We start from the raw sequence: 26,153 nt of genomic DNA, 5'->3' as shown, positions 1-26,153 counted from the left end.
GCGGGTTCATGCCACTCAGGGGGCTGGGGGCTTTATGGAGTAGAGACGAGACGGTTCGTTTTGTTATGGTGGAGGCATGGCTTTCCTCTACTTCTTCGTCTGAGTCCGGGCACGGCCCCCGCGCCGTCCTCGCCGCCCGTCGACCCTTCGCATGCCCTGGGGAAAGCCCTATGCGCGACCGCGCCCGAACCGTCCTGCCCACCGTCACGCCCGCCGCCGTGGCCCAGCTGTCCGTCAAGGACGTCACCAAGTCCTACGGCACCCGCACCGTCCTCGACCAGGCCACCTTGACCGTCCGGCCGGGCGAGAAGGCCGCCGTCATCGGAGAGAACGGCAGCGGCAAATCCACCCTGCTGCGGCTGCTGGCCGCCGCCGAACAGCCCGACGCCGGTGAGATCACCGTCGAGTTCCCCGGCGGCGTCGGCCACCTCGCCCAGACCCTCGACCTCGACCCGGCCCGCACCGTGCAGGACGCCGTCGACCTCGCCCTCGCCGACCTCCGGGACATGGAGCGCCGGCTCCGGGCGGCGGAGCAGTCCCTCGCGGACGCCTCCGACGAACAACTCGCTGCCTACGGCGACCTGTTGATCGCATACGAGGAACGCGGTGGTTACGAGGCGGACGCCCGCGTCGACGCCGCGACGCACGGACTCGGGCTCGCCCGGATCAGCCGTGACCGTCCGCTCGGCTCCCTGTCCGGCGGCGAGCAGTCACGGCTCGCCCTTGCCTGCGTGCTGGCCGCCGCGCCCGAGCTGCTGCTCCTCGACGAACCGACCAACCACCTCGACGCGGCGGCCGTGCACTGGCTGGAGGAACATCTGCGCGCCCACCGGGGCACCGTGGTCGCGGTCACCCACGACCGCGGCTTCCTGGAGCGCGTTGCCACGACGATCCTTGAGGTCGACCGCGACGAGCGCACCGTCCGCCGCTACGGCGACGGCTGGAGCGGCTACCGCGCCGCGAAGGCCGCCACCCGACGCGGCGCCGAGCAGCGATACACGGAGTGGGTCGAGGAGGTGACCCGGACGGAAGACCTCCTCGAAGCCGCGGGGAGGCGGCTCGCCATCACCGGCCGCGACCCGAAACAGGGCTTCGGCAAGCACCGCCGCTCCAGCGAGGCGAAGCTCGGCGGCCAGGTGCGCGCGGCCCGGGAGCGCCTGGACCAGCTGCGGCGCAACCCGGTGCCGGAGCCACCGGCACCCCTTCGCTTCACGACGCCGATCGCGACGGCGGAGGATGGCGAAGTCCCGGATGCCCTGGTGGAGTTGGAGGATGTCCGGGTCGGCGATCGACTCCGCCTGGACGGGCGCCTGACGATCACTCCCGGGCGGCGGCTGCTGGTGACGGGTGAGAACGGCGCGGGCAAGACCACGCTCCTGCGTGTCCTCGCCGGCGACCTGGAGCCGGATGCCGGCACCGTGCGCCGCACCGCCCGGATCGGCTACCTCGCCCAGGAACTGCCCACGCGCACCACCCGGCTCCCGCTGCTCGCCGCGTTCGCCGCCGGATGCCCCGGACTCCCGGACGAGTACGCCGAACAGCTCCTGTCCCTCGGCCTGTTCCGCGAGGAGGACCTGCACGTCCCCGTCGCCGACCTGTCCGCAGGGCAGCGCAGGCGGCTGCAGATCGCCACCCTCGTGACCCGCCCCGCGGACCTCCTCGTCCTCGACGAGCCGACCAACCACATCGCCCTCGACCTGGTAGAGGACCTCCAGGCGGCGCTCGCCGCGTACCCGGGTGCCGTGGTCGTGGTCTCGCACGACCGCGCCTTCCGCGCGCAGTTCGCGGGGGAGCGACTGGAACTGCGCGGCGGGCGCCGCCGGGATCAGGCGGCCAGAGCCTGATGGAGCGCGGCGAGGCCGTCGCGGTAGATCCCGGCGAAGAGGGCTTCCGCCTCGGCCTCGCTCGCGCCGTCGGGCGTGAACCGGCCGGACCACTGGACCTCGGCGACATCGTCCCGTCCGGGCACGGCGTGGACCCGGAGGGTGGAGAGGTAGCCGGTTACGGGGAACGGCGCTTCGAGGATCGCGTACGTGTAGAAGCGCTCGGCCTCGCTGAACGAGACCAGGCGCTCCACGATCGTGCCGCCGTCGGGGTTGGTGAGACGGCGGACCCGGCCGCCTTGGAGAGCGGTGCTCTCGGGGATGTAGGGGAGCCAGTCGGGGAGGGCGTCGAAGCCGCCGATGAGGTCCCAGACCCGCTGGGGCGAGGCGGGCAGGACGTGGCTGACGGAGGTGGAAGCCATGGTGCTGTTCTTTCTCGGGGAGCGTGCTCTTGCTCGGGGGAGTGCCGTCAGGCGTTGCCGGGGAGCGGCGCGGCCTCGCTGATCAGATCCGCGGCGCGCAGGTCGGTCCAGAAGGCGGCCGGGACCGTCTCGTTCAGGGCGGCCGTGTCCTCGGCGATCCGGCTCGGGCGGGTGGCACCGGGGATGACCGCGGCGGACGCCGGATGGGCGAGGGAGAACTGGAGGGCGGCAGCCTTGATGCTCACGCCGTGCCGGGACGCGAGCGCCTTGAGCCTGCCGACGCGCTCGACGATCTCGGCCGGTGCCTGCTGGTACTCGAAGTGGCTGCCGCCCGCGAGGACGCCCGAGCTGTAGGGGCCGCCGACGACCATGTCGACGCCCTGCTCCTGCGCCATGGGCAGCAGCCGCTGTAGGGCGTGCCCGTGGTCGAGGAGCGTGTAGCGGCCGGCGAGCAGGAACCCGTCGGGCCGCGGCTCGTCCAGGCCGAGGGTGAGCTCGATCGGCTCGGTCTTGTTGACGCCGAGTCCCCACGCCTTGATGACGCCCTCCTCGCGCAGCCGGGACAGCACGCGGAAGGCGCCGGTACGGGCCTCCTCGAACTTCCGCAGCCACTCGTCGCCGTGGAAGTCCTGGGCGATGTCGTGGACCCAGACGATGTCGAGCCGGTCGGTGCCCAGACGCTTGAGCGAGCCCTCGATGGAGCGCTCGGTGGCGTCGGCGGTCCACTCGTGGAGGATCTTGTTGGGGTTGCCGTGCTCGAACAGTCCGCCCTTCTCGCCGAAGTCCGGCGTGGCGGTCTCGTGCTCGTCGAGGATCACCCGGCCGACCTTGGTGGACAGCACGTACGCGTCACGGGGCTTGTCGGCGAGGACTTCACCGAGTCGCTCCTCGGCGAGCCCGGCGCCGTAGAAGGGAGCCGTGTCGTAGAAGCGGATGCCGTGGTCCCAGGCGGCCTGGACGGTGGCGCGGGCCTCGTCGTCGGGGATGGCCCGGAACATGTTGCCGAGCGGTGCGGTACCGAAGCCGAGACGGCCGGGGAGGATTTCCTTCAAGGACATGGAGTGCCTTCGGGTGTGCGAGGCGGTGATCCGCCAGTGCGGGGAACGCTCCTACTTCTTGCGGGCGCGCCTTACATGCAATGACAATACTTGCATACGCGGGCTAATGCAAGGTGGGTGCACTCGTGTGGCGCCGGAACCCGGCGGGACTACCGCAAACGAGTGCCGAAAGAGAACCACCGACCGCTGTCGATCCGGACGTCTCCCGTTCGACGACAGGATGAGAGGCACTTCGCCGCACGACTACGCGACCGGAACTTGGTGAGGCACCCATGGAACAACTGCTGCGCGTGATGAACTTCTGCGTCTCCAGCGACGGCATCGCCGCCGGGGAGGACCAGACCTTGGAGAAGCCCTTCGGCCACGTCGACCCGGGACGCCTGTTCTCCTGGGCCGGAGCCACGGCGAGCTGGCCGATGCGCACCGATCCCGGCGGGACCCGGGGCCTCGACGACTACTTCACCCGGGACTTCCCCCGGAACATCGGCGCCGAGATCATGGGCCGCAACAAGTTCGGACCCCAGCGGGGCCCCTGGGAGAACCACGACTGGCAGGGCTGGTGGGGTGACAAGCCGCCCTTCCGCACCCCGGTCTTCGTCCTCACCCACCACAAGCGCCCGTCGATCACCCTCTCCGACACCACGTTCCACTTTGTCGAAGGCGACCCCGCCACGGTCCTGGAGCAGGCGCGTGCGGCGGCCGACGGCAAAGACGTCCGGCTCGGCGGCGGGGTGACCACGATCCGGGAGTTCCTGGACGCCGACCTCGTCGACACGATGCACGTGGCGGTGTCGCCGGTGAAGCTGGGGACCGGCCTGCACCTGTGGGAGTCCCCCGAGGAACTCCTCGACCGCTTCCACCTGGAGGTCGTACCGAGTCCGAGCGGTGTGACCCATCACCTGTTCTGGCGCAGGTGACCTCGCCTACCGCCGGCGTGGGCGCCGGACCAGCAGAGCCTCACGGCCCAGCACCCGCACCGCAGCCAGGACAGGCGGTCGCACGTCCTCGGTGAGGACGGCGGCGCCCTTGTGCCGCAGCACCTCCAGCCGCAGCTCCTGTACGGACACGAGGGTCCGTACGAAGGGCCGGAACTCGGCGTCCACCAGCTCGGGCAGGGCCTGCGCCCTGCTCAACGCGTCACCCGCGAGCGCCGCCTGCGCACTGACAAGCCGCCCGACCGCAACGGCGTCGGGCGACTGAGCCAGCAGCTCCTCCGGCTTCAGCCCGTGCTCGGCGAAGGCGCGGAGCGGGATGCCCACCTGGTCCCGCTCCGCGTCCTCGCGCAGGTCCGCCAGATTGTCGAGCCGCTGCCAGCCCTCGATCAGGTCCCGGCAGCACCGCAGGAAGGGCGCGTACCTCTCCGAGTCGGGTGCCGGGGCGACCAGCGAGGCCGTGAGCAGCAGCGCGGGCAGGGAGTACTGGTCGACGTACGCCTGGAAGTCCGCCTCGGTCGCGAAGGCGGTCCACGACGCCTCGACCGCCGCGCCGTCGAGGAAGTCCCGCACCCTGGAGGCCAGTTGGGGGTGCAGCTTTACGGTGTCGGCCAGGGTCCGGAGCGCGGAGTTGTCCGAGCCGCCCAGCTCCAATGCCTGTGTGACCCGACCGTCCCACGCACGAAGGGCCTCCCGGCGAGCGCCCACCTCTCCGACGTCGATCAGCTCGTCCGTCAGATGCATGAAGGCGACCGCCGCGACCACCGGCGCGTGCAGCCGCGGCGGCAGCAACAGCCGCGCGGCGAGGTAGGCGTGCGGCTCGAACCGCCGGACGACCCGGCGCTGAGCGTCGTAGTCCGCGCGCATCAGCGGCTCGCGGACACCGGCTCGGGTCAGGACGGTGGACCAGCGGGTCACGGTTCTCCTCGTGGTGGGCGCGTACCGTCGGCCAGTGTCTCAGGCGCCCGCGACCGGTTCGTACCGTCGGCCAGTGTCTCAGGCACCCGCGACCGGTTCGTACCGTCGGCCAGTGTCTCAGGCACCCGCAGCCGGTTCGTACCGCGCGACGATCGCGGCCGCCCGCTCCCGCAGCACCGCACGCAGCCACTGCGGCTCCAACACCTCGACATCCGTGGTGAGTTGCCACACCGCCCACTCCGCGTGCCGGGCGTCCTGGAAGGTCACCTCCAGGCGCAGCCAGCCGTCCGGATCCGGTTCCTCGACCCGTACCGCCAGTGCGGTACCGGTCAGTTCGTCCCGTCGGTCCGGGTGGACCCTTGCCCGTACGGTGACTTGGTCCCCGGAGGACAGGAACCGCGCGGTTCGCTCCCGCCAGACGCGGTCCAGGTCGACCTGGCCGGGGCGTTCCGCGGGCTCGGGGAGTTCCTCGGCGGCCCGGATGCGGGAGAGCCGGTAGGTGCGGTCCTCTCCGGAACGCGTGGCCAGCAGATATCCCCGGTCTCGCACTGTCACCAGGCCGATCGGGTCCACCGTCCGCCATTTCGGCGTCTGGTCCGTGGCCGCGTAGTGGATACGCAGCTTGTGTCCTGCGAGGACCGCGTGCCGGACCACGAGCATGGTGGGGTCCGGGACCTCCTCGGTGACCAGGCGGTGGTTGAGCAGGTCGGTCTCCGGGTCGACGAGCAGGCGCTGCGCGGCCTCGCCGGCCAGGGCCCGGTGGCTCTCGGGCAGCGCCTCGACGACCTTGCGCATGGCCGCGGCGAGCGCCGAACCGAGCCCGAACACCTGCTCCCCGCGCCCCGATCCGGCGACCAGCAGGGCGAGCGCCTCGTCGCGGTTGAGTCCGCTGAGGTCGGTCTGGAAGTCCGGCAGCAACGCGAAACCGCCGCGCCGGCCGCGCTCGGCGTAGACCGGGATGCCCGCCGCGGACAGCGCCTCGATGTCCCGCAGCACGGTGCGCGTGGACACCTCCAGTTCACGGGCGAGCGCGGACGCGGTCATCCGGCCGCGCTGACGCAGCAACAGCACCAGGGAGATCAACCGGTCGGCGCGCATACGAGAACGCTAACGAAATACGTGACGCAGGATGTCGTGATTCACCTGGAGGCTTGGCAGGGCAACGCCAAGAAGATCGAATGGAGCTGAAATGGCGATGGAACGCACGGCGGTCAACCCCTGGCCCTGGTCCGTCGAACTGGGCTACAACCAGGGCGAGATGGTCTCCGGGCACACCCGCACCCTGTACCTCTCCGGGCAGACCGCGATGAGCGGCGACGGCAAACCGCAGCACGCGGGTGACATGGCGGCCCAGTTGGCGCTGGCCCTGGACAACCTGGAGGCCGTGCTCGCGGAGGGCGGTATGTCGCTGGCCGACCTCGTGCGGCTGAACGTCCACACCACCGACGTCGACCGGCTCTTCGAGCACTACGGAGTCCTGGCCGCACGCCTGGGCGCCGCCGGGGTGGCCCCGGCCACCACCATGCTCGGGGTGACCCGGCTGGCGCTTCCCGACCTGATGGTGGAGCTGGAGGGAACCGCCGTGGCGTGACAGGACGCGTTCCCGCCCCCGGTTCCGGTCAGGAGAACACGGGGGCGGGGGCACGAAGGGCCGCGCTCATTCGGCGGCGGGCAGCACTCCGGTGCGGGCCACGTCGGAGTACCAGCGGGCGCTGGCCTTGGGGATACGGGTCCCGGTCGGGTAGTCGACGTACACCGCGCCGAAGCGCTTGCCGTACCCGTGGGCCCACTCGAAGTTGTCCAGCAGGGACCACAGGAAGTAGCCGCGCACGTCCGAGCCGTCCTTGACGGCCTGGTGCACGGCGGCCAGGTGGCCCCGCAGATAGGCGATCCGGTCGGGGTCGTTGACGTTGCCCTCGGGGTCCGCGTAGTCGTCGAACGCCGCCCCGTTCTCGGTGATGATCAACGGCAGGTCCGGGAAGTCGGCGGACAGGCGGCGCAGCAGGTCGTACAGGCCGGTGGGGTCGACGGCCCAGCCCATGGCCGTACGGTCGCCGGGCGGCTGGTGGAAAGCGACCTGGTCGGCGCCCGGCCACGGGCTGTGCTCGCTCCTGCCGTGCCCGTCCGAGGTGTGCGTGCCGCTGCCGTCGGCCTCCGACACGACGGTCGGCGTGTAGTAGTTGACGCCGAGGAAGTCCAGCGGCCGGTGGATATTCCCCAGGTCGCCGTCCCGCACGAAGGACCAGTCGGTGAGGCCCGCGGTGTCCTTCAACAGGTCTTCCGGGTAGGCGCCTTGGAGCATGGGTCCGGTGAACACCCGGTTGGCGAGCGCGTCGATGCGGCGCACGGCGTCCGCGTCGCCCTCGCTGTCGGTGAGCGGGCGGACGTGGTGGATGTTGAGGGTCACCGAGCACTGGGCGTCGGCCGCGGCCCGGTCGCGCACCGCCTGAACCGCCAGGCCGTGGGCCAGGTTGAGGTGGTGGGCGGCGCGCAGCGCGGCGACCGGGTCGGTCCGGCCGGGGGCGTGCACACCGGAGCCGTAGCCGAGGAAGGCGCTGCACCAGGGCTCGTTGAGGGTGGTCCAGGTCCGCACCCGGTCGCCGAGGGCGTCGGCCGCGATCGCCGCGTACTCGGCGAACCGCTCCGCCGTCGCCCGCTCCGGCCAGCCGCCCGCGTCCTCCAACTCCTGCGGCAGGTCCCAGTGGTAGAGCGTGGCGACCGGCTTGATGCCCTTGTCCAGCAGTTCGTCGACGAGGCGCTTGTAGAAGTCGAGCCCCTTCTGCACGGCGGGCCCACGCCCGGTGGGCTGGATGCGGGTCCAGGCGAGCGAGAAGCGGTACGCGCCGAGCCCGAGGTCGGCCATCAGGGCGACGTCCTCGCGCCAGCGGTGGTAGTGGTCGGTGGCGATGTCACCGGTGTCGCCGTTGCGGACCCGGCCCGGGGTGCGGGCGTAGGTGTCCCAGATGGACGGGGTACGGCCGTCCTCGGACGCCGCCCCCTCGATCTGGTACGACGCGGTCGCCGATCCCCACAGGAATGTCCTGGGGAAGACCCGGGCGCCCTGCCGGTCGGATCCTGTCGGTCGTGCTGCGCTGGCCACGTAAGTCCTTTCGGGGTGGGGGAGTGGGGAGGGGACGCCGCGGCGCCCGAGGAGGGGAGGGGGCGGCTCAGCCCTTGACGGCGCCCGCCATGATGCCGCTGACGATCTGCCGGCCGAAGACGATGAACATCGCCAGCAGCGGCAGCGTGCCGAGCAGCGCGCCCGCCATGATCAGCGACTGGTCGCGGACGTAACCGGCGCTGAGCTGGGTCAGCGCCACCGGGACCGTCGGGTTGGTCATGTCGAGCACCACGAACGGCCAGAAGAAGTCGTTCCACGCGTGCACGAACGTGATCATGAACAGGACGGCCATCGCGGGCCGCGCGATCGGCAACACGATGCTCCAGAAGATCCGCAGCGAGTGCGCCCCGTCCACACGGCCGGCCTCGACGAGTTCGTCGGGCAGCGCCTCGGTCAGGTACTGGCGCATGAAGAACACACCGACCGCGCTCACCAGCGTCGGGAAGATGACGGCGGGCAACTGCTGCGACCAGCCCAGCTCCGACATCATCATGAACAGCGGTACGACACCCAGCTGCGGCGGCACCAGCATGGTGCCGATCACCAGCATCAGCAGGGCGTTACGGCCCTTGAACCGGAGCTTGGCGAAGGCGAAGCCCGCCAGCGTCGCGAAGAACACCGTGGACAGGGCGATCACCCCGGCCACGATGAAACTGTTGATCATGGCCTTGCCCATCGCCGCCTCGTCCCAGGCCCGGGCGAGGTTGCTGAACAGGTTCGGGCCGGGCAGGAACGGCGGCGGGGTCTGACTGACCCGGGTGTTGTCGGTGGAGGCCGCCACCATCGTCCAGTACAGCGGGAAGATCGACAGCAGCGCCATGACGGCGAGCAGCACATAGGCGAGCGGGCCCGCGTGGTGCTGGCGGCCGGCCTTCTGGCGCAGCAGACGGCGGCCGCCGCGCCGGGTCGTCTCGGCAGCGGGCCGGACCGGTGTGTCCGTCCGGACCGCGAGGCTTTCAGTGGTCATCACGGCTCCAGGTCAGGACGTACGGGCACGCAGCCGCGCGAAAACGCGCTGCACCACGAAGACGAGCACGAGCAGCAGGAACATGGCCCAGGCGACGGAGGCCGCGCGGCCCATCTGATAGTTCTTCCAGCCCTCCTCGTACAGCAGCAGACCCAGCGTCTGGTACTGGTTGTCCGCGCCGCCGGTGACCCCGTTCGGGCCCTGGCCGAAGATCAGCGGCTCACCGAAGAGCTGGGTGGCGCCGATCGTGGAGAGCACGATCGTGAAGACGATGGTGGAACGGATCCCGGGCACGGTGACATGGGTGAACTGCTTCCACCGCGAGGCGCCGTCGAGGGAGGCCGCCTCGTAGCGCTCGGCGGGGATGGCCTGCATCGCGGCCAGGTACAGCAGGGCGTTGTAGCCGGTCCAGCGCCAGATCACGATGGTGGAGATGGCGATCTGGGCGGGCCATTTGTCGGCCTCCCAGTCCATCGGGTCGATGCCGACCAGACCGAGCCCCCAGTTGATCATGCCGAAGTCGCGTTCGAAGAGCATCGTGAACACGAGCGCGGCGGCGCCGACCGAGGTGGCGTAGGGGACCAGGGACGCCACGCGGAAGAACAGCGAGGCGCGCATCTTGTAGTTGAGCAGGTGTGCCAGACCGAGCGCCATCAGCAGCTGCGGCACCGTGGAGATGACGCCGATGGTGATGGTGTTCTGCAGCGCGTTCCAGAACCGTGAATCGCTCCACAGGTTCACGTAGTTGTCGAACGCCAGCCACTCCATCGAGTTGAGCGTGGCCAGTTCGACGCGGTGCAGGGAGATCCACGAGGTGTAGATCAGCGGGTAGAAACTGAATGCGGCGAACACGACGAAGAACGGCGCGACGAACGCGTACGGCGCGCCCTTGACGTCCAGCCGGTGCAGCAGCGCGCCGCGCCGACGCGGCTGAGGGCCGTCGGCCCCCGACTTGGCCGGGCTCGGACGCCCCTCGTCGGCCAGGGCGTTGGTGGTGGAGGTGGCCACCGGAGTTCCTTCCTGAGAGCGGGTGTGGCAGCCGGGCCCGGGCCCGCCCACGAGCGGCGGACCCGGGACTCCGGAGGACCGGCGGGTCAGCCGACGGCCTTCTCGATGCGCTCAGTGGTGGTCTTCCAGGCCTTGTCGCGCGCGGTGCCCTGCTCGACGAGTGCCAGGCCCTGGGAGAAGGTGTCCTTGATCGTGCCGTCCTTGCGGCCGAGGACCTGCTTGTCCGGGATGTCCTGGGCGGCGGCGCCGAAGATCTGGCCCAGCGGTGCGCCGCTGAAGTAGTCGGAGGTGATGGTCTTGACGTCCTCGCGGTCCAGTGCGGACTTGGAGGACGGGAAGTTGCCGAGCTTCCTGAAGATGTACGCCTGCTGCTCCGGCGCGGTCAGCCAGGCGACCAGCTTCTGCGCCTCCTCCTTCACCGGGCTGGCCTCCACCACACCCAGGAAGGAGCCGCCCCAGTTGGCGCCCTTCGGGGCACGGGCGACATCCCACTTGCCCTTGTTCTTCTCGCCGGCCTTCTCGCTGATGTGGCTCAGCATCCACGCGGGGCAGGTCGCGGTGGCGAAGGTGCCGTTGGCCAGACCGGGGTCCCAACCGGGCTGGAACTGGCGCAGCTTGGCGGTCAGACCTTCCTCGGCGGCGTCGGCGGACAGGTTCCAGGCGTCCTTGACGACCGGGTTCTCGGCGTAGATCAGCTCGCCCTGCTCGTCGTAGTACTGCTCGGAGGAGCCGTAGACCATGGCGTTGTACAGGCCGCTGGCGGCGTCCATGAAGGCGACGTCGTCACCCTTGAAGTCCTTCTTGAAGGTGCGGCCGACCTCGACGTACTTCTTCCAGTCGCCCTCCCACAGCTTCGAGACCTCCTCGCGGTCCGTGGGCAGGCCGGCCTTCTCGAAGTAGTCCTTGCGGTAGCAGACCGCCATCGGACCGGAGTCGGTGCCGAGGCCCAGGACCTTGCCGTCCTTGGTGGTGATCTGGGACTGCTTCCACGGCAGGAAGTGGTCGGTGCCCGACAGCTTGGAGAAGTCGGCGAACTTGTCGGCCTGGGTCTCGGTGATCTCCTTGGCCCGGCCGATCTCGATGCCCTGGATGTCCTTCAGGCCGTTCCCGGCGGCGAGATGCGTCTGCAGCGCGGTGTAGTAGGTCTGCTCGTCACCGGCTATCTCGGCCTTGATGTCGACGTTCGGGTTCTCCTTCTCGTACTGCTCCAGGAGCCCCGACTCCTCGAAGCCCATCACCCCGAACATGCCCATGGTGATGACGACCTTGCCGTCCTTCTTGCCACCACCGGTGACCGAGTCGTTGCTGCTGCATCCGACGACGAGCGTGAGCGCGGCGGCGGTCGCGGCCGCCGCCACCGCCTTCGTGCGCATCGAACCGGGACTGCCCATGGATCTTCCTCCTAGCGGCGGCGCCGACCCATCGGAGAGACGAGGTCCGCGATGCCTACAGCGGCTCTGAAAAAAAGGGGTGGGTACGTTCCCAAAGAAAGGTGGGCACGTTCCCAATGACGGGTGGGAACGTGCCCACCGACGCAGAGAGACTCGCGCCGCCGACCGGTTATGTCAATGACTTGAACGCAAATGGCCACCGATCCCGATGATCGATGTGCGGTTCCACAGGCACGCGGCCTGCTCCGCACAGCCGCCGTCTGCAAGAATCGTCGCCGGTCACACAAGCGGCAGAGCTGCCGCGCCCGCCGAGGAGGGGAGCCCATGGCAGGGAACCGCCGTCCCACCATCAAGACGGTCGCCGCCCGCGCCGGCGTCGGCCGGACGACGGTGTCCCGGGTCGTCAACGGCTCCGAACTGGTCAGCGCCGAGGCCCGCGCCCGCGTCCTCGCGGCGATCAAGGAACTGAACTACGTACCCAACTCGGTCGCCCGGGGCCTGGTGACCAGCCGCACCAACTCCGTCGCCCTGGTCATCCCGGAGTCGGAGAGCCGCCTCGGATCGGAGCCGTTCTTCGCCGCACTGATCCGCGGGGTGAGCGCGGCCCTCGCCGAGACCCGCACCCAGCTCCAGCTCTGTCTCGTTCGTGACCAGGCAGAACGCGATCAGCTGACCGAGTCGGTGGCCACCCGCCGGGTCGACGGAGTCCTGCTGGTCTCCGTCCACACCGACGACCGGCTGCCCGGCCTGCTGGAGGACATGGGCCTGCCCACCGTGCTGGCCGGCCGCCGCGGCGAGGACGAGCAGCTGAGCCATGTGGAGTCCGACAACGCCGGGGGAGCGGCCCAGGCCGTACGGCACCTGCTGAGCCGCGGGCGGACGAAGATCGCCACGATCACCGGGCCGCTGGACATGGACGTCGCCCGCAGCCGCCTCGCCGGCTGGCGCGCCGCGCACGAGGAGGCCGGGCTCGACCCGAGCGAACTTCTCGTCGAGGAAGGTGACTTCACGGAGGAGAGCGGCGGCCGCGCGATGCGTTCGCTTCTCGAACGCATCCCTGACCTGGACGCCGTCTTCGCCGCCTCCGACCTCATGGCGGTCGGCGCCCTGGCCGAACTCCACCGCCGTGACCTCCGTGTGCCCGAGGACGTCGCCGTGGTCGGTTTCGAGGACTCCATCCTCGCCCGGCACACCAACCCGCCCCTGACGACCGTGCGCCAGCCGGTGGAGGAGGTCGGCCGCACGATGGCCCGCATCCTGACCGACATCACGTTGCACGACGCGGAACGCCGACGGGTGACGCTGCCGACCGAACTGGTGGTGCGCGCGTCGTCCTGACGATGAGTTCCGGGGGCGGGGGCGGTCTGCCGTAGAGCAGACTGGATCCGCACCCCCTTCCCGGAGGAGCATCATGACCGCCACCTACACCTTCGACGTCTTCAGCAGCCTCGACGGCTTCGGCGCCGCCGGCGGCGACTGGACCGGCTACTGGGGCAAGCAGGGCCCCGAACTGCTGGAACACCGCCTCGGTCTGTACCGCGAGGAGCAGCGGATGGCCTTCGGGGCCAACACGTACCGCGCGTTCACGCAGATCCTGGCCGAGGGCACCGAGGAAGCCGTCCGCGACCCCTGGGTCACCCGCATGATCAACATGCCCGCGACGGTGGTGTCGTCCACCCTGGAAGCCCCCCTGAACTGGCCGGACGCGACCATCGCCAAGGGCGACGCCGTCGAGATCGTCGCCCGTCTGAAGGAGGAGTCGCCCGTCCCGCTGCGCTCGCACGGCAGCCTGTCGATGAACCGAGCCCTGATGGCCGCGGGTCTCGTGGACCGCGTGCAGGTGACGATCTTCCCCGTGATCACCGGGCGCAACGGGCTGGACCCGATCTTCAAGGGGGCGGAGGACTTCGACCTGGAACTGATCGACAGCCGAACGCTGGACGGGCGGACCCAGGAGCTGGTCTACCGCCCGACCTTGCACAAGTAAACGCTGAGGGCGCTCCTGGTCGGACAGGCTCAGCGGGTCATCGAGCGGTCCGGCTCACGGGCGTACGCATCCACCGGCTCGGGCGGCTCCCCCTCGATCCCGGCGCGCCGGGCGAGCGCAACCGCCGTTGCCACGAAGCCCTCGGAGAGCGCGCGGAACACGGGATGGCGTGTGCGGTCGTGCTGGGCGAGCAGGCCGCGGACGAACTCCGCGAACAGCGCGGATCCACCTCCAGCGTGTCCGGGTCACCCCAGTGCTTGCCCTGGCCGATTCCCGAGGGCAAACGGAGTTCCGTCTCGACGACCTCCACCTGCCCCACGAAAAGGCGCCCGGCCCCTGACGACGGGTTCCACAGCGTCTCGTCCCCCATGTCGAAGTACATGCTCATCGTCGATACCCCCGCTCGGCCGGTCCGGGCCGGCGTAGAACTGCGACGGACCGGCAGGCACCTGGGTAAACGTGCTTCGGCACGCTGACCGATGGCATGGTGTGGGGCGCCGGCGTATCGGAAGGAACGGGGAGGCCCGCATGGGTGTCTATTTCGAGCGGATCGTCGATGTCGAGGTGAGCGGTGAGGAGGCCGGGGCGCTCGCCGAGCGGATGGTCGACTGGATGGTCGCCGAGGGCCTGATCACGCGTGAACTGTCGAGCGCCCTGGTGTACAGCCCCAACGCCGACGAGGGCTATGTCCCGGGACCCGACTGGGCGCGGGCCGTGGCCGACTCGTCGGACCCGACCTGGCTGCCGGGCCCGGTCGCGGTGGTCGTCGGGCGGAACCACCACGTCGGCGGGCAGGGGGAGGACGAGGCGGAGTACGCCGTCTGTCCCCGGTGCGGGACGAGGACCGTGATCATCAACTACCCCGAGGAGTTCCGGCCCGATCCCCTGGTCTGGCAGCCGTTCGCGGACGGCATCGCCGCCTGGAAGGAGACGGGGCAGGGGAGCGCCCCCTGCTCCGCGTGCGGTGCCTCGGCGCCGGTCACGGAGTGGGAGTGGGACTCCGGGTTCGCGGTGGGCGCCCTCGCCTTCGACTTCTGCAACTGGCCGCCCCTGTCGGAGACGTTCCGCGCGGAGTTCGGCCGGCGGCTGGGACACCGCACCGCGGAGCACATGGGGAAGTTCTGACGGGCCCGCTCAGTAGGTCAGCGCGTCCTCCGCGGTGGTGAAGAAGCTGGTCACCTCGCTGTCGTTCACCGTGACCGGGCCACCGGAGATCGTCACCGTCGCGGGCGTCTCGGCGGCCGTCAGCGCGATCTCCACCTTGTCGGCGCTCTTACCGCCCGGGGTGTCGGCGCGCGAGAACATGATCCCGGCGTACGCCTTCTCCCCGGCCTTCAGGATCCGGTCCTCGTTCTCGGGGCCCATGTGCTGGAAGGCGCCGTCGAGGCCCGGGATCGTGAGCGACAGCTCGTTCGCCGGGAGCAGACAGGGGTCGCTCTGCTTGTTCACCACGGTCAGCAGGGCGTGGTTCACAGGGCTGGAGGCGACCGTGACGTTGTAGCTCAGGTCCTTGGTCTCGCACATGCCCACGCCGCCGTCCTGGTCGTCGGCGGCGGGGTCCGCGGACGCCGTGGCGCCGCCACCGCTGTCGGAGGAGCCGCCTCCCGTGCCGCCACCGTCACTGGGGGCGGCCGAGGAGGGCGCGTCGGAACCCTTGTCCGCAGCCGTGGCGGACGGGGTCGTCGCTGTGCTGGGAGCGGCGTCCGTGTCGCCGTCGCCATTGCAGGCGGTCAGCGCCAGCACGCCGAGCGAGAGAGCGGCCAGTACGGCGGTGGTGCGGCGCGAACGAGCGGAGATAGCCATGAGTTGTCCCCCGGGCAGTTGGAGTGTCCCGGTGATCGTGCCTCACCAAAGCCAGGATTCCGCCTGCTCACACCGATCGAGATCAGTTTGAGAACACCCTTGTGACACTGCGACAAGCGCCCCGGGTCCGCGAGCGCCCCGCACCCACCCGGACCGCGGGATCCGTGGCGCGGTCGACCGACCACGCCGTCCCCGCGCCCGGGACGGGCACGTGAGCGGGCTGCGAAGTTACGCCGCCTCGTCGGGACCGCGGGCGGCGGGATCGCCGTGTACTCGTCTGTGCCTAGGCGGCTCCCGGCCGGTCGCGGCGGCGTTGTCCGGTCACCTTCGCCGCGGGCAGGCGCCCGGCCCTGGAGTGCCCGGTGAGGGTGTCTCCGTGGGCGGTCGTGTCGAAGGCCAGGTTCAGCCGCATCGGCTTGGTGACGGCCTGCTTCCAGCAGAGACGGTCACCGTCGTGGGTGAGCCCGCTGAGCGGTACCTCCTCTCCCGCGCCTCGGGCGGTACCGGTCAGCAGGCCGTTCTCCCGCCGGAGTTCGACCACGGCCTTGATCCTGCCGATGGGGGTGGCGATCACCAGGTCCCAGGTGCCTTCCACGGATGGGACGGACATGCGGTTGTCTCCTCGCGTCAGATGCGTGGGCGTTGGGGTGTCAGAAGCCGACGGGTACCGGGCCCTCGGCCCGCCAGACGGTGCCGCGCCGCTCGTGGGCGAAGAGTTCCTCGACGGCGTGCGCGATTCGCGGGCCCACCTCGCGTTCCAGGAGGTACAGCCCGAGGTCGAGTCCGGAGGTCACTCCGCCCGCGGTGATCAGGTCGCCGTCGTCGACGACGCGGGCGTCGACCACGCGGACGCCGGTGGCGTCGAGCAGCTCGAGCCCCAGGTGATGGGTGACGGCGTGACGCCCCTCCAGCAGACCGGCCATGGCCAGGACGAGCGAGCCCCCGCACACGGCGGCGACCGTCACCTGCGGATTGTCCATCGCCGCCTTGAGCAGCACGGGCAGTTCGGTCGTCAGAGTACGGCCCAGCAGCACGGGAATGGCATCGTCCTGCGCCCGCTCCCCGGCCCCCACCTCGTGGTCCGGCACCTCCCCGGCCTCCCCGACCCGGCCGGAGGCACCGGGTACCACCACCAGATCCGCCCGCGCGGGATCGAGGGCGGCGGTGGCGCGCAGGGCCAGCCCACCAGTGCCGCTGACCACTTCGCGCGGCCCCTCGGCGGACACCAGTTCCACGCTCACCGCCCCCGAGGCCGTGCCGCCGGCGTGCAGCACCTCGAAAGGCGCGACGACGTCTAGCGGATCGAAGCCGTCGAACAGGACGATCTGGGCATGCATGAATAGCTCCTCATCGACGTGGATGGCTCCCCAACAGCCGCTTCACCGGCGGGACCCCGGCCCGCGCCGGGAACGCAGCCGACGCTACGAGCCCCCCGACCCCGCTCCCAGTGGCGCCGGTGCCAGTCTTCAACGGATTCCCGCCAGCACCGCCCAGGGAGGGGCGCACATCCCATGGCCCCGGGCGCACAACGTTCGGTCCCGTCCGGGAGTCGTACGGGATACGACGCATCCCGCGCCCGCTCACCAACTGCCCTCGCCCGCTGGGCGGTTGTGGCGGGACCCGCTCTCCCTGGGGGGAACCATGAGACACCGCATCGCACTGCCCGCCCGCGGCCGCGCCACCGGCCGCGCGGCATTCGTCGGAGCCGTCGCCGTGGCGATGGCCGCGGTCGGCACCTCGGCCGCCGCCACGCCCACCGACCCGGTGATCGACGGCGCCACCGTCAACGCCGGACGGGACGTCGTCGTGGGCATCACCCACGACGTCGTCTTCCCGGTCACCGTCACCGGCTCGGACGACTCCGGCCTGGACTTCGTCGACGTGGACCTCAAGGGCCCGAACGGCGGCTTCTACACCACCGACGCGTTCTGCGAGACGCAGACGGCCTGCACGACCGTCTTCACCGTCAACGCCCATGAACGCCCGGGCAGCGACGACCCCGTGGACCTGGCCAACGCCCACGCCGGGAAGTGGTCGGTCGACGCGCTGGTCGACACCCGGGACGGCGCCACCGTCTTCGCCCGCGGCATCGGGTCGTTCAGCCTGAAGCGGGCGGCACGGCTCACCGTGAACGCGGCACCGGAGCCGGTCGCCAAGGGCGCCACGATCACCGTCACCGGCAAGCTCTCGCGGGCCAACTGGGACACCTACCGGTACGCGGGCTACGTGGGCCGCACCGTGCACCTGCAGTTCCGCCCCAAGAACAGCAGCACCTACACCACGGTCACCTCCGCCACGACCAACGGCACCGGCACCCTGCACGCCAAGGTCAAGGCAGTGAAGGACGGCTACTGGCGCTGGAACTTCACCGGCACCGCCACCACGGGCCCGGCGAAGGCCGCGGGCGACTACGTCGACGTGCGCCCCTGACCGTGCGCCGCCCGGTGGTGCGGGCACCAGCGGTCCCGTAGATTTGCCGCTGCGGCACCGGCTACCGGGCTCACGTCGACCGAGGAGCGCTCATGGCTGGACAGTTCGAAGCGACCGTGGAGGTCGACCGGCCCATCGCCGCGGTCTTCGACTACCTCGCCGACGGCCGCAACGACCCGCAGTTCAGCCCCCGCGTCCAGCGCATCGAGCGGGTGCCCGACGCGCCCACCGCCGTGGGGACGGTCTTCCGCAGCACCGTCAAGGACGCCGGGATGAAGACGGCCCGTGAGTTCCGCATCACCGAGTTCCAGGCACCGACCCGGCTGCGGTGGGCCGAGGTGTCGAAGAACAGCGTCACGGCCGACGAGGGCGGCTACGACCTGGAGGCCCTGCCCGACGGCAGGACCCGGGTCCGTATCTTCAACGTCCTCGAAGGCCACGGGCTCGGCAAGCTCCTGGTCGGCCTGGCGCTGGCCGCGGCCCGCAAGGACGCGCCCGGCTTCGGCGCCCGGATCAAGGCGGCGGCCGAGTCGGCGATCACGCCCTGACACCTCCCGGGGCGGCGGACGCCGGGCCGCCCGTCACGAACAGTCGTAGGTGAACCGCGCGGACACGGTCCGCTCGGTCGGTGTCAGCAGCCGCAGTTCGGCCCGCGCCGCACGGCTGCCCTCGCCCTGGAAGGTCCACTTCAGGTGCAGGCGTGCCTCCTTCTGGCCGCGCACCATCACCTCCCGCAGGACCTCCGAGGAAGTGCCGTCGCTCCTGGTCCAGCGGTAGGTCAGCGTGCCGGGACGGCCGTTGGTGCGGACCACGCCGACGATGTCGGCCGTGTCACCGCACCCGAGGACACCGGGCTGTGCCCTGACCTTCACCGACTCGACCTCGACCGGCGGCCCGATCCGCTGCCAGGCGAGGAAGGCGAGCACACAGAGCAGCACCACCGCGGGCAGTACGTGCCTGCGCCACGCCCGACGGCGGCGCGGCGGCGTGGGCGCCGGCACCGGGGCGAGCGTCCCGTGCGTGCGATGCGCCAGCACGGCGGTCACACCCGGCCCGAACCGCATCACCGTGCCGTCGACCCGGTCGGGTGCCGGCGGCGGGCACGAGGCGGTGTCCTCGACGAGCGTCCCGTTGCCGGCGGGCTGCTGGATCCAGTGGCTGGCCAGCACGGTGGCGCTGTACTCGGGATCGTCCGAGGGGTTCGGGACCGGCCCACCGCTCCCGGACAGACGCGTGGTGCGCTCGTTCTCGGCGCTCATCGGATGTCACACCGTCGGGTCAGGAGCTGCTGGGTCGCGGCACCCCCGGCCGCGGCCGGGTCGGTCGTGGCGTACACCGACCAGTAGCAGCCCAGCGTCTGGAACGTGTGGTCCACGGTGATCGAGTACGAGGTGGCGCCACTGCGGGTGAAGGTCTGCGGCGCGCCGTCGATGCCGCCGAGCTGGCCGCTGGTGTTGCCCGAATACCAGGAGACGGTCAGGGAGACCGGTCCGGGCCCGTCCGTCGTGATGTTCAGGGTCGCGGTAGCGGTGGTGGCGCCGGTCTGGCTGAATCCCGACACCGTCACGCTCTTCACGGCGGGTGCCCCGGGCTCGGTGGGAGCGGTGGTCGGCGGGGTGGTGTCCGTGCCTCCGGGAGGCGTCGTGGTCGTGCCGCCCCCGGCCGGGGGGTCGGTGTCCGCGGACGGGTCCGTGTCGTCTGCCGACTCCGTGGCCGACGGCGACTCGCTCGCCGACGCCGACGGGCTCGCCGACTCCGACGCCGAGGACGAGGCGGACGGGCCGGCCGAGGAGCCCGGAGCCGTCGTCCCCGCCGCCGGGTCCGCGCCGGGACCGGCACTGCTCGTGGCCGCCGCCTGCGCCGAGTCGTCGCCCGTGTTCCCCGAGGCGAACGGGACACCGTACGTCAGCAGCAGGCCGAGGACGACGGCGGAGAGGGAGACCAGGATCCCGGGCCGACCCGGCACCCAGGACCGCGCCGGGACCGGGTCCAGACCCAGCGGCTCGGGAGGCGGCTCCGGCAGGACGGTGCGGGCGAGGTCCGTCGTGCTCTGCGGGCCGCCCCGCGCCGACGGCAGCAGCAGCGGCACCAGCGCCACCAGGGCGGCCAGCCGTCCCCGGCCCCGCTCCTCCCAGTCGTGGCCGTACGCGGACCCGGCGACCGACTCCAGCTCGATGACGAACTCCGCCGCCTGCGCGGGCCGCCGCTCCGGATCCTTGGCCAGACCGCGGCGCACCAGCCCACGTACCGGCTCGGGCGCCTCCTCGGCCGGGATCGGCGCCTCAAGGTGCTGCAACGCCAGTTCCGCGAAGTTGTCGCCCGAGTACGGCTTGCGGCCCGTCAGACACTCGAAGAAGGTCGCCGTGGCCGCGTACACGTCCGCGGCCGGGGAGGCGGGCGCGCCCGACCACTGCTCCGGCGCCATGTACGACGGCGTACCGGCCACCCCGGCGCTGGCGCCGGAGTCCACCGCGATGCCGAAGTCGACCAGCTTGGACGACCCGTCCGGTACGACCAGGACGTTCTCCGGCTTGTAGTCGCGGTGGACGACACCGACGGCGTGGGCGTCGGCCAGGCCCAGCAGCGAACCCTTGAGGATCACGAGCGCGGCCTCGGGGTCCAACGGACCGTTTCTGCTGAGCAGCGTGCGCAGCGAGACACCGTCCACCAGCTCCATCACGATGGCGGCGCCCTGCGGGCTCTCCACGTACTCGTACAGACCGGTGACGTACGGGCTCTCCAGTCCCGCGAGCAGGCGTGCCTCCTCGCGGAAGCCGTGCACGAAGCCGGGCCGGGTGCGCAGTGACTCGCTGAGGTACTTCACCGCGACCGCGACACCGGTCTCCTCGTGGACGGCCAGCACGACCCGTCCGCTCGCCCCGGCCCCGAGTTCGGTGGACTCGGTGTAACCGGGAACTTCCCATGTGCTCATCGCATCCCCCTGTGGCGGTGCTCTGAGAGACACATTTTCGGCCAGAGTGGTTGCATGGCCAGCAACCCGGGCGAGGTGTACCCGGACCGTGACACAGCCACGACACGGTGGCACCGGAACCTCGGATTCCGTCCGGGGGGTTGTGGGATTGGGAACAAAGAGATAACGAGAGGCAACGGCAAGGGTCTTGACGAGGTCTAGTCCCCTATGAAGATCTCTTTCCTCCTCCACAACGCCTATGGGATCGGAGGCACGATCACCACGACCTTCAACCTGGCCCAGGCCCTGGCCGAGCGGCACGAGGTGGAGATCGTCTCCGTGCTGCGCCACAGGGAGCACCCGAACTTCACCCTGGACCCGACAGTCACGCTGCGGCCGCTGGTGGATCTGCGCAAGGAGAAGGACAACCCACTGCACCGGAGACCGGCGCGCGTGTTCCCGGCCGCCGAGTACCGCTACCAGCAGTACAGCGAACTGACCGACCGGCGCATCGGGGAGTGCCTGGAGGGGATAGAAGCCGATGTCGTCATAGGCACCCGCCCCGGGCTCAATGTGCACCTCGCCCTGCAAGCCCCGAGCCATGTCATCCGGGTCGGGCAGGAGCACCTCACCCTGGACAACCACCCGCCGCGCCTGCGCACCGCGCTGCGCCGGGCCTACCGCCGCCTCGACGTGCTCACCACCGTCACCGAGGCGGACGCCGCCGCCTACCGGCGCAAGATGCGGCTGCCCGGGGTCAGGGTCGAGGCGCTGCCCAACAGCGTCCCGGACCCCCTGCTGCCGCCCGCGGACGGCCGTGCGAAGGTCGTCGTCGCGGCCGGCCGACTGGTTCCGGTGAAACGTTACGACCTGCTCATCGAGGCATTCGCCCGGGTGGCCGCCGCACACCCGGACTGGCAGCTGCGGATCTACGGCAAGGGCGAGGAGCAGCCTCGGCTGCGCGCACTCATCGAGAAGCTGGGCCTGTCCGGCAACGTCTTCCTGATGGGCGCCGCCGCCCCCATGGAGGCCGAGTGGGTCAAGGGCTCGATCGGCGCGGCCGCCTCCAACTTCGAACCGTTCGGCATGACCATCGTCGAGGCGATGCGCTGCGGACTGCCCGTCGTGAGCACCGACTGCCCCTACGGCCCCGGCGAGATCATCAAGGACGGCGTCGACGGCCGCCTGGTGCCCGTCGGCGACGCCGACGCCATGGGCGCGGCCCTGCTGGAACTCGTCGGCGACGACGAGCGACGCCGGCGCATGGGCCGCGCGGCCATCGAGAACGCGCGGCGCTTCGCTCCCGCCCCCGTCGTGGAGCAGGCCGAGCGACTGATCGGTGAGGCGATGGCGGCGAGAAGCGCCGGGACACCGGCACAGCCGCAACGACCCGGCCTGCACCGGACCTTGATCAGCCAGGGCTTCGCCGCACGAGACACCGCCTACGCGGCGGCCAGCACCGCGCTGCGCGCGCTTCGGAGGGGACAGCGATGACCGGCGGACCGAACACCCAGCTCCGCGCCCACTGCACGACCGAGGCGGACGGCCGCATCACCTTCCGCCTGCCCGCACTCGACGCCGCCGAGCCCCGCCTGCTGCTGCGCCTGCGCCCCAAGAAGGGCATGCCCGAGGAGACCGTGCACCTCCTCCCGCTCGAAGCGGACGCCGACGGCGGCCGGAGCGCGGTCCTGGAGCCCGGACTCGTCCTCCCCGAGGGGCGCTGGGACGCCTACCTCGTCCCCGAGCCGGACGCAGCGCGCGAACGGCTCCGCCCCGGCATGCGGGACCAGCGGGCCCTGGTCGACGGACACACCCGCAACTGGCCCTCGCCGCTGGCCGTGCGCGTCCCGTACACCACCAAGGACGGCTACCTCGCGATCCGCACCTGGCTGCGCACCGCCCACGCCGAGATCGAGACCATCACCGTCACGGACGGCTCGATGACCGTCAGGGCGCGGCTGCACGGAGCGACGCTCGCCGAGGGAGCCGTCGTCCGCGTACGCGCGCGGGGCGCCGACGGCGCGGTACGCACGAGCGGGACCGAGAACGCGGGGGAGCGTTTCTCCTTCACCGTGAACCTGGCGGAGCTGGCCGACGCGGGCGCGGACCGGGTCTGGGACGTCAGCGTCCGCCCCGGCACCGACGCCCCCTACATCCGGCTCGGCCGCCTGCTGGACGACATCGCGGACCGCAAGGAGATCTTCGTCTACCCGGCCGCCACGGTCGGCGGGGCCCGCGTGCGCCCCTACTACACGGTCGACAACGACCTCTCCGTGGAGGTGAAGTCCGCGGTCACGACGGGTTCTTGACGTCCTTGACCGAGGTCGGGCCCAGTTGCTTGGCCCGCGCGTACTCCGGCATCGTCATGGGCTTGTCGAACAGGAAGAACGACTGGTTCGTGCCGACGGTGAACTCCATGTACGCGCCCGTCGTGGCGTCGAAGCCGTAGTAGGCGTTGCACATGGAACCCGCGGAGTACGTGCCGTCCATGCCGGGCTGCGCGAGGACCGCGACGCCGTGGGAGGAGGACTCCACCTTCTCCGTCGGCGTCAGCATCTTGCAGCGTGCCACCGGCAGGCCCTTCATGATGAAGTACCCGTACTCCCCGCGGGCGTTCTGGATGTAGACGTAGGACAGCTTGCCCCGCTGTCCCCACGTCTTGATCCACTGGTTGATCGCCTCCCGGGTCGGCGAGTACTCCATCCGGCCTGCCGGCTGCTGCGCCACCAGGTGGTCGTAGTTCTGCTGTTTGGCCTCGTTCTCCTTGTCCTGGCTGGAGTCGTCGGTGCAGGACGACAGGGTCAGGCCCGCGACGAGTGCGAGGACCAGGGCCGGGACGGTGCGTGCGAGTCGTTTCATGCGGATCATGCGGAGCTGCCTTCCTCACGGAATGGGGTGGGGAGTCAGTTGGCGCAGGTCGTGTGCTCGGCGTTGGCGTCCAGCCGGTACGGCAGGTCCTGGTCACGGAAGGGCGCGCGGTGTTCCTGGGCCGCCTTGGCGTTGTACTCGTTGACCGACTCGATCCGGGTGACCTTCAGCGCGGTGATCGACTGGTCGATCTGCGCCGCGCGAGCCGTCGACGCGGTCTCGCGCTCCTCCTTGAGCGCCTCGATCGTGCCCTCGGCGTTCTGCACGGCCTCGCACAGCGCGAAGAACTGCTCGTAGGTGGTCTGCCGGAACTCGCCCGAGGCGACGGTGTTCTCCCGCTTCTCCGCCTCACCGCGGAACGGCGCGGTGATCCACCCCGCGCCCCCGAAGGCGAACACCCCGATCACATACAGCGCGGCCAGCCCGACGATCCCGCCGACGGCCCAGACTCCCCACCGTGCTCCTTCGCGTAACTGCCCCATGACGACCCCCCTTTTGTCGCAGGTGCTTGCGCGGCGCGGAAGTTCCACCGCGAGCAAGGACATACCCCGGGACGGCCGCGGTTCCTCGCCCGTGGCAATCGCGGAAATCAGGGCCGCAGGGCGAAGCAGCGCAGCACGTCCAGATCGGCGGTACGGACAACCGACCAGCCGGAGGTGAGCAGTTCGGCCTCGGACTCGGTGATCGCGAGATGCGCGCGCGGGTCGGACCCGGGGCGTCGACCCGCGACTTCGGCGACGACCCAGAAGATTCCGCCGGGCGCGAGAACGCTCCGGACACGGTCGAGGAAGGCCGGCTTGTCGTCCATCCACCGGTAGACCAGCCGGCACGTGACCACCGCGTAGGCCTCGTCGGGGAGTTGACGCAGGTCGCCGACGGCGAAGTCCAGGCGCCGCCAGGTGGGGCCGGGGCGTGGACCGGGGCCCTCGGCGGCGGCGAGAGCGAGGGCGCTGGGGGAGCAGTCGATGCCGGTCGTGCGGTAGCCGAGAAGGTGGTGGAGGTGGCGGGCGAGTTCGCCGTCGCCGCAGCCGATGTCGAGGGCGGGCCTGCCGTGCCCCGGGCCCAGGTGCTCCGCCAGTAGCGCGCTCTCGGCGTCGGTCATACGGCGGTAGCGGCGGCCCCCGGCCCACAAGGGATCCCAGTACGCCTCCGCCGAGGACGTCACACCGTCCCCGGCGCGGCGGTCGGCTCCAGACGGACGCAGCAGTGGCCCGGAGTGGGCGCCAGGTGGGCCGTGAAGCCGGTCTCGGCGAGGCCCTCCAGGACGCCCCGCAGCAGGTGGAGGTTCATGCCGCACACCGTGTCGGTGTGTTCGAGGGCGAGGGCGTGGAAGGGGCAGTTGCCGAGGACGATCGCGGTGCCGTCGTGGCGGGGTTCGAAACCGTGGGATTCGAGGACCGCGTACACGTCCGCGCCGTCCGTCGCGGGGATCCGGGTGCCCAGGTCGTGGGCCTTGCGGTGGAGTACCTCGCGCACCGGCTCGCCGGTCGTCTCGGACTCCTCCAGGGCCTGGGCGAGCAGGCGTCCGGCGAGCTCGTAGTGGCGCTCCGGGAGATTGACGCTGATCTGTCTGTCGGAGCGCCGGTAGAGCTTGGCGGGGCGGCCCGCGCCGGGGCCGGTGCGCCCGCTGCGGCGCTCGTAGACGACGTCCAGCAGTGAGTCCTCTGCCAGCTTGTCGAGGTGGAAGGCCGCGGTCTTGCGCGGCAGCCCGACCGCTTCGGCGGCCTCGTCACGGCTCACGGGCCGCGTCTGCCGTACGACGTGGTCGTAGAGCCTGCGGCGGTTCGGCTCGTCGAGCGCGGCGACGGCGGAGACCTCGGGGCGGGGAACTTCCTTCGGGCGGTCCACGATCCCCAGTGTAAAACCCACGGCCATTGACTAAAGAGAGGCGTGGGAGTTCTATAGCTAATGAGAGTTGCCTATAGAAGAAGGGGCACGCCATGTCGTCCGCAACCCCAACCCCCACCTCGGCCCCCACCGCAGCCTCCCGGCGGGGCGCACTCACCGACCCCGGCTACCAGGCCTTCGTCATCCTCCGCGTCGGATTCACCGTGGCGCCGATCCTGTTCGGCCTGGACAAGTTCGCCAACCTCCTCGTCGACTGGCCCGGCTACCTCGCCCCCTGGATCAACGACGTGGTCCCCGGCAGCGCCCAGCAGGCCATGTACGCCGTCGGTGTTATCGAGATCGTCGCGGGCCTCGTCGTCGCCGTCGCCCCGCGCTTCGGCGGCTGGCTGGTCGCCGGCTGGCTGGCCGGAATCATCGTCAACCTCCTGACCATCCCCGACTACTACGACATCGCCCTGCGCGACTTCGGCCTCCTGCTCGCCGCGGTGGCCCTGGCCAGGCTGGCCCAGCGCTACCACGGTGAGCCGAGCACCAGGTAGCCCATCCCAGCCCGTCCGGCGTTTGAGGACGAGGCCCGTCCAGGGCCGACAGGCGGGGGGCCGGGGGCGGCAGCCCCCGGGGACGGGACGGGTAGGGGCGGCGGGGGCGGGCAAACCCCCAACACCG

At 70.9% G+C, this 26,153-nt stretch carries 28 protein-coding genes and 1 pseudogene; 11 read left to right on the top strand and 18 right to left on the bottom strand.

Features of this window, described 5'->3' with window-relative positions; all coding sequences use genetic code 11:
* Positions 1-170 precede the first annotated feature (170 nt).
* Positions 171-1,844, top strand: coding sequence for a ribosomal protection-like ABC-F family protein (gene abc-f, locus ACZ7L7_RS13770; protein WP_285512511.1), 1,674 nt, complete (start codon positions 171-173; stop codon positions 1,842-1,844).
* Here abc-f and ACZ7L7_RS13765 read toward each other — a convergent pair.
* Positions 1,826-2,245 carry an SRPBCC family protein gene (locus tag ACZ7L7_RS13765; protein WP_285512510.1) on the bottom strand — a complete coding sequence of 140 codons (420 nt, stop codon included), beginning with the start codon at positions 2,243-2,245 and terminating at the stop codon, positions 1,826-1,828. The two genes, abc-f and ACZ7L7_RS13765, sit on opposite strands and share 19 nt — an antisense overlap.
* A gap of 47 nt (positions 2,246-2,292) precedes the next feature.
* On the bottom strand, positions 2,293-3,303 hold the full coding sequence (locus tag ACZ7L7_RS13760; protein WP_285512509.1) for an aldo/keto reductase: 1,011 nt from the start codon (positions 3,301-3,303) through the stop codon (positions 2,293-2,295).
* Between the two features lie 272 nt (positions 3,304-3,575).
* Here ACZ7L7_RS13760 and ACZ7L7_RS13755 point away from each other — a divergent pair, with 272 nt between their 5' ends.
* Positions 3,576-4,220, top strand: coding sequence for a dihydrofolate reductase family protein (locus ACZ7L7_RS13755; RefSeq protein ID WP_285512508.1), 645 nt, complete (start codon positions 3,576-3,578; stop codon positions 4,218-4,220).
* 6 nt (positions 4,221-4,226) lie between these two features.
* On the opposite strand, the gene ACZ7L7_RS13750 is transcribed toward ACZ7L7_RS13755, so the two are convergent.
* Positions 4,227-5,153, bottom strand: coding sequence for a phytoene/squalene synthase family protein (locus ACZ7L7_RS13750; protein ID WP_453601508.1), 927 nt, complete (start codon positions 5,151-5,153; stop codon positions 4,227-4,229).
* Positions 5,154-5,270: 117 nt separating this feature from the next.
* Positions 5,271-6,251, bottom strand: coding sequence for a helix-turn-helix transcriptional regulator (locus ACZ7L7_RS13745; RefSeq protein WP_285512506.1), 981 nt, complete (start codon positions 6,249-6,251; stop codon positions 5,271-5,273).
* A gap of 97 nt (positions 6,252-6,348) precedes the next feature.
* Here ACZ7L7_RS13745 and ACZ7L7_RS13740 point away from each other — a divergent pair, with 97 nt between their 5' ends.
* Positions 6,349-6,744: a RidA family protein gene (locus ACZ7L7_RS13740; RefSeq protein WP_453601568.1), complete on the top strand. Its 396-nt coding sequence runs from the start codon at positions 6,349-6,351 to the stop codon at positions 6,742-6,744.
* Positions 6,745-6,810: 66 nt separating this feature from the next.
* Here ACZ7L7_RS13740 and ACZ7L7_RS13735 read toward each other — a convergent pair whose 3' ends face one another.
* The 4 genes from ACZ7L7_RS13735 to ACZ7L7_RS13720 form a co-directional block, all read right to left on the bottom strand.
* On the bottom strand, positions 6,811-8,253 hold the full coding sequence (locus ACZ7L7_RS13735) for a GH1 family beta-glucosidase (RefSeq protein WP_472075878.1): 1,443 nt from the start codon (positions 8,251-8,253) through the stop codon (positions 6,811-6,813).
* Positions 8,254-8,320: 67 nt separating this feature from the next.
* A complete protein-coding gene (locus ACZ7L7_RS13730; protein WP_453601502.1) occupies positions 8,321-9,241 on the bottom strand; it encodes a carbohydrate ABC transporter permease in 921 nt (306 codons plus the stop codon).
* A 12-nt stretch (positions 9,242-9,253) separates the two neighbouring features.
* Positions 9,254-10,249, bottom strand: a complete 996-nt coding sequence (locus ACZ7L7_RS13725) for a carbohydrate ABC transporter permease (protein ID WP_471429741.1) — start codon at positions 10,247-10,249, stop codon at positions 9,254-9,256.
* An 86-nt stretch (positions 10,250-10,335) separates the two neighbouring features.
* Entirely contained in the window at positions 10,336-11,640 is a 1,305-nt protein-coding gene (locus ACZ7L7_RS13720) for an ABC transporter substrate-binding protein (RefSeq protein ID WP_472075876.1), read from the bottom strand.
* Positions 11,641-11,964: 324 nt separating this feature from the next.
* Here ACZ7L7_RS13720 and ACZ7L7_RS13715 point away from each other — a divergent pair, with 324 nt between their 5' ends.
* Together ACZ7L7_RS13715 and ACZ7L7_RS13710 are read left to right on the top strand one after the other, a co-directional pair.
* Positions 11,965-12,978, top strand: coding sequence for a LacI family DNA-binding transcriptional regulator (locus tag ACZ7L7_RS13715; RefSeq protein ID WP_285512501.1), 1,014 nt, complete (start codon positions 11,965-11,967; stop codon positions 12,976-12,978).
* 73 nt (positions 12,979-13,051) lie between these two features.
* Positions 13,052-13,627: a dihydrofolate reductase family protein gene (locus tag ACZ7L7_RS13710; RefSeq protein ID WP_471592480.1), complete on the top strand. Its 576-nt coding sequence runs from the start codon at positions 13,052-13,054 to the stop codon at positions 13,625-13,627.
* A 29-nt stretch (positions 13,628-13,656) separates the two neighbouring features.
* On the opposite strand, the pseudogene ACZ7L7_RS13705 reads toward ACZ7L7_RS13710, so the two are convergent.
* A pseudogene (locus ACZ7L7_RS13705) lies at positions 13,657-13,997 on the bottom strand (DUF6086 family protein).
* A 158-nt stretch (positions 13,998-14,155) separates the two neighbouring features.
* Between ACZ7L7_RS13705 and ACZ7L7_RS13700 the strand changes: the two are divergent.
* A complete protein-coding gene (locus ACZ7L7_RS13700; protein WP_285512498.1) occupies positions 14,156-14,752 on the top strand; it encodes a hypothetical protein in 597 nt (198 codons plus the stop codon).
* Between the two features lie 9 nt (positions 14,753-14,761).
* Here the strand turns inward: ACZ7L7_RS13700 and ACZ7L7_RS13695 are convergent, their stop codons facing one another.
* The 3 genes from ACZ7L7_RS13695 to ACZ7L7_RS13685 form a co-directional block, all read right to left on the bottom strand.
* Positions 14,762-15,430, bottom strand: coding sequence for a DUF4232 domain-containing protein (locus tag ACZ7L7_RS13695; RefSeq protein WP_285512497.1), 669 nt, complete (start codon positions 15,428-15,430; stop codon positions 14,762-14,764).
* Positions 15,431-15,713: 283 nt separating this feature from the next.
* Complete coding sequence (locus ACZ7L7_RS13690; protein ID WP_453601488.1) at positions 15,714-16,040, bottom strand: hypothetical protein; 327 nt, start codon at positions 16,038-16,040, stop codon at positions 15,714-15,716.
* Positions 16,041-16,080: 40 nt separating this feature from the next.
* Positions 16,081-16,767, bottom strand: coding sequence for a DJ-1/PfpI family protein (locus tag ACZ7L7_RS13685; RefSeq protein ID WP_471592479.1), 687 nt, complete (start codon positions 16,765-16,767; stop codon positions 16,081-16,083).
* Positions 16,768-17,071: 304 nt separating this feature from the next.
* On the opposite strand from ACZ7L7_RS13685, the gene ACZ7L7_RS13680 reads away from it, so the two are divergent.
* A complete protein-coding gene (locus tag ACZ7L7_RS13680; protein WP_285512494.1) occupies positions 17,072-17,860 on the top strand; it encodes a calcium-binding protein in 789 nt (262 codons plus the stop codon).
* Positions 17,861-17,952: 92 nt separating this feature from the next.
* Positions 17,953-18,408 (top strand): SRPBCC family protein, encoded by a 456-nt coding sequence (locus ACZ7L7_RS13675; RefSeq protein ID WP_285512493.1) that lies wholly within the window; start codon positions 17,953-17,955, stop codon positions 18,406-18,408.
* A gap of 33 nt (positions 18,409-18,441) precedes the next feature.
* Here ACZ7L7_RS13675 and ACZ7L7_RS13670 read toward each other — a convergent pair whose 3' ends face one another.
* Positions 18,442-19,119: a hypothetical protein gene (locus ACZ7L7_RS13670; protein WP_285512492.1), complete on the bottom strand. Its 678-nt coding sequence runs from the start codon at positions 19,117-19,119 to the stop codon at positions 18,442-18,444.
* A complete protein-coding gene (locus tag ACZ7L7_RS13665) occupies positions 19,116-20,792 on the bottom strand; it encodes a serine/threonine-protein kinase (RefSeq protein ID WP_471429752.1) in 1,677 nt (558 codons plus the stop codon). The genes ACZ7L7_RS13670 and ACZ7L7_RS13665 overlap by 4 nt, the downstream gene beginning before the upstream one ends.
* A gap of 207 nt (positions 20,793-20,999) precedes the next feature.
* On the opposite strand from ACZ7L7_RS13665, the gene ACZ7L7_RS13660 reads away from it, so the two are divergent.
* Both ACZ7L7_RS13660 and ACZ7L7_RS13655 read left to right on the top strand, forming a co-directional pair.
* Positions 21,000-22,265 (top strand): glycosyltransferase family 4 protein, encoded by a 1,266-nt coding sequence (locus ACZ7L7_RS13660; RefSeq protein ID WP_285512490.1) that lies wholly within the window; start codon positions 21,000-21,002, stop codon positions 22,263-22,265.
* Positions 22,262-23,080, top strand: coding sequence for a transferase (locus ACZ7L7_RS13655; protein WP_285512489.1), 819 nt, complete (start codon positions 22,262-22,264; stop codon positions 23,078-23,080). Before ACZ7L7_RS13660 ends, ACZ7L7_RS13655 begins: the two co-directional genes overlap by 4 nt.
* On the opposite strand, the gene ACZ7L7_RS13650 is transcribed toward ACZ7L7_RS13655, so the two are convergent.
* The 4 genes from ACZ7L7_RS13650 to ACZ7L7_RS13635 form a co-directional block, all read right to left on the bottom strand.
* Complete coding sequence (locus tag ACZ7L7_RS13650) at positions 23,064-23,630, bottom strand: hypothetical protein (protein ID WP_285512488.1); 567 nt, start codon at positions 23,628-23,630, stop codon at positions 23,064-23,066. The genes ACZ7L7_RS13655 and ACZ7L7_RS13650 overlap by 17 nt on opposite strands.
* A gap of 44 nt (positions 23,631-23,674) precedes the next feature.
* Positions 23,675-24,121 (bottom strand): hypothetical protein, encoded by a 447-nt coding sequence (locus ACZ7L7_RS13645; protein WP_285512487.1) that lies wholly within the window; start codon positions 24,119-24,121, stop codon positions 23,675-23,677.
* 107 nt (positions 24,122-24,228) lie between these two features.
* Entirely contained in the window at positions 24,229-24,804 is a 576-nt protein-coding gene (locus tag ACZ7L7_RS13640) for a class I SAM-dependent methyltransferase (RefSeq protein ID WP_285512486.1), read from the bottom strand.
* A complete protein-coding gene (locus ACZ7L7_RS13635) occupies positions 24,801-25,514 on the bottom strand; it encodes a helix-turn-helix transcriptional regulator (protein WP_453601473.1) in 714 nt (237 codons plus the stop codon). Before ACZ7L7_RS13635 ends, ACZ7L7_RS13640 begins: the two co-directional genes overlap by 4 nt.
* Before the next feature lie 65 nt (positions 25,515-25,579).
* Between ACZ7L7_RS13635 and ACZ7L7_RS13630 the strand changes: the two genes are divergently transcribed.
* Positions 25,580-26,026 (top strand): hypothetical protein, encoded by a 447-nt coding sequence (locus ACZ7L7_RS13630; protein ID WP_453601470.1) that lies wholly within the window; start codon positions 25,580-25,582, stop codon positions 26,024-26,026.
* Positions 26,027-26,153 lie beyond the last annotated feature (127 nt).

The organism is Streptomyces sp. NPDC110618, from assembly GCF_055657065.1.
This window is presented reverse-complemented; position numbering and strand designations above follow the sequence as displayed.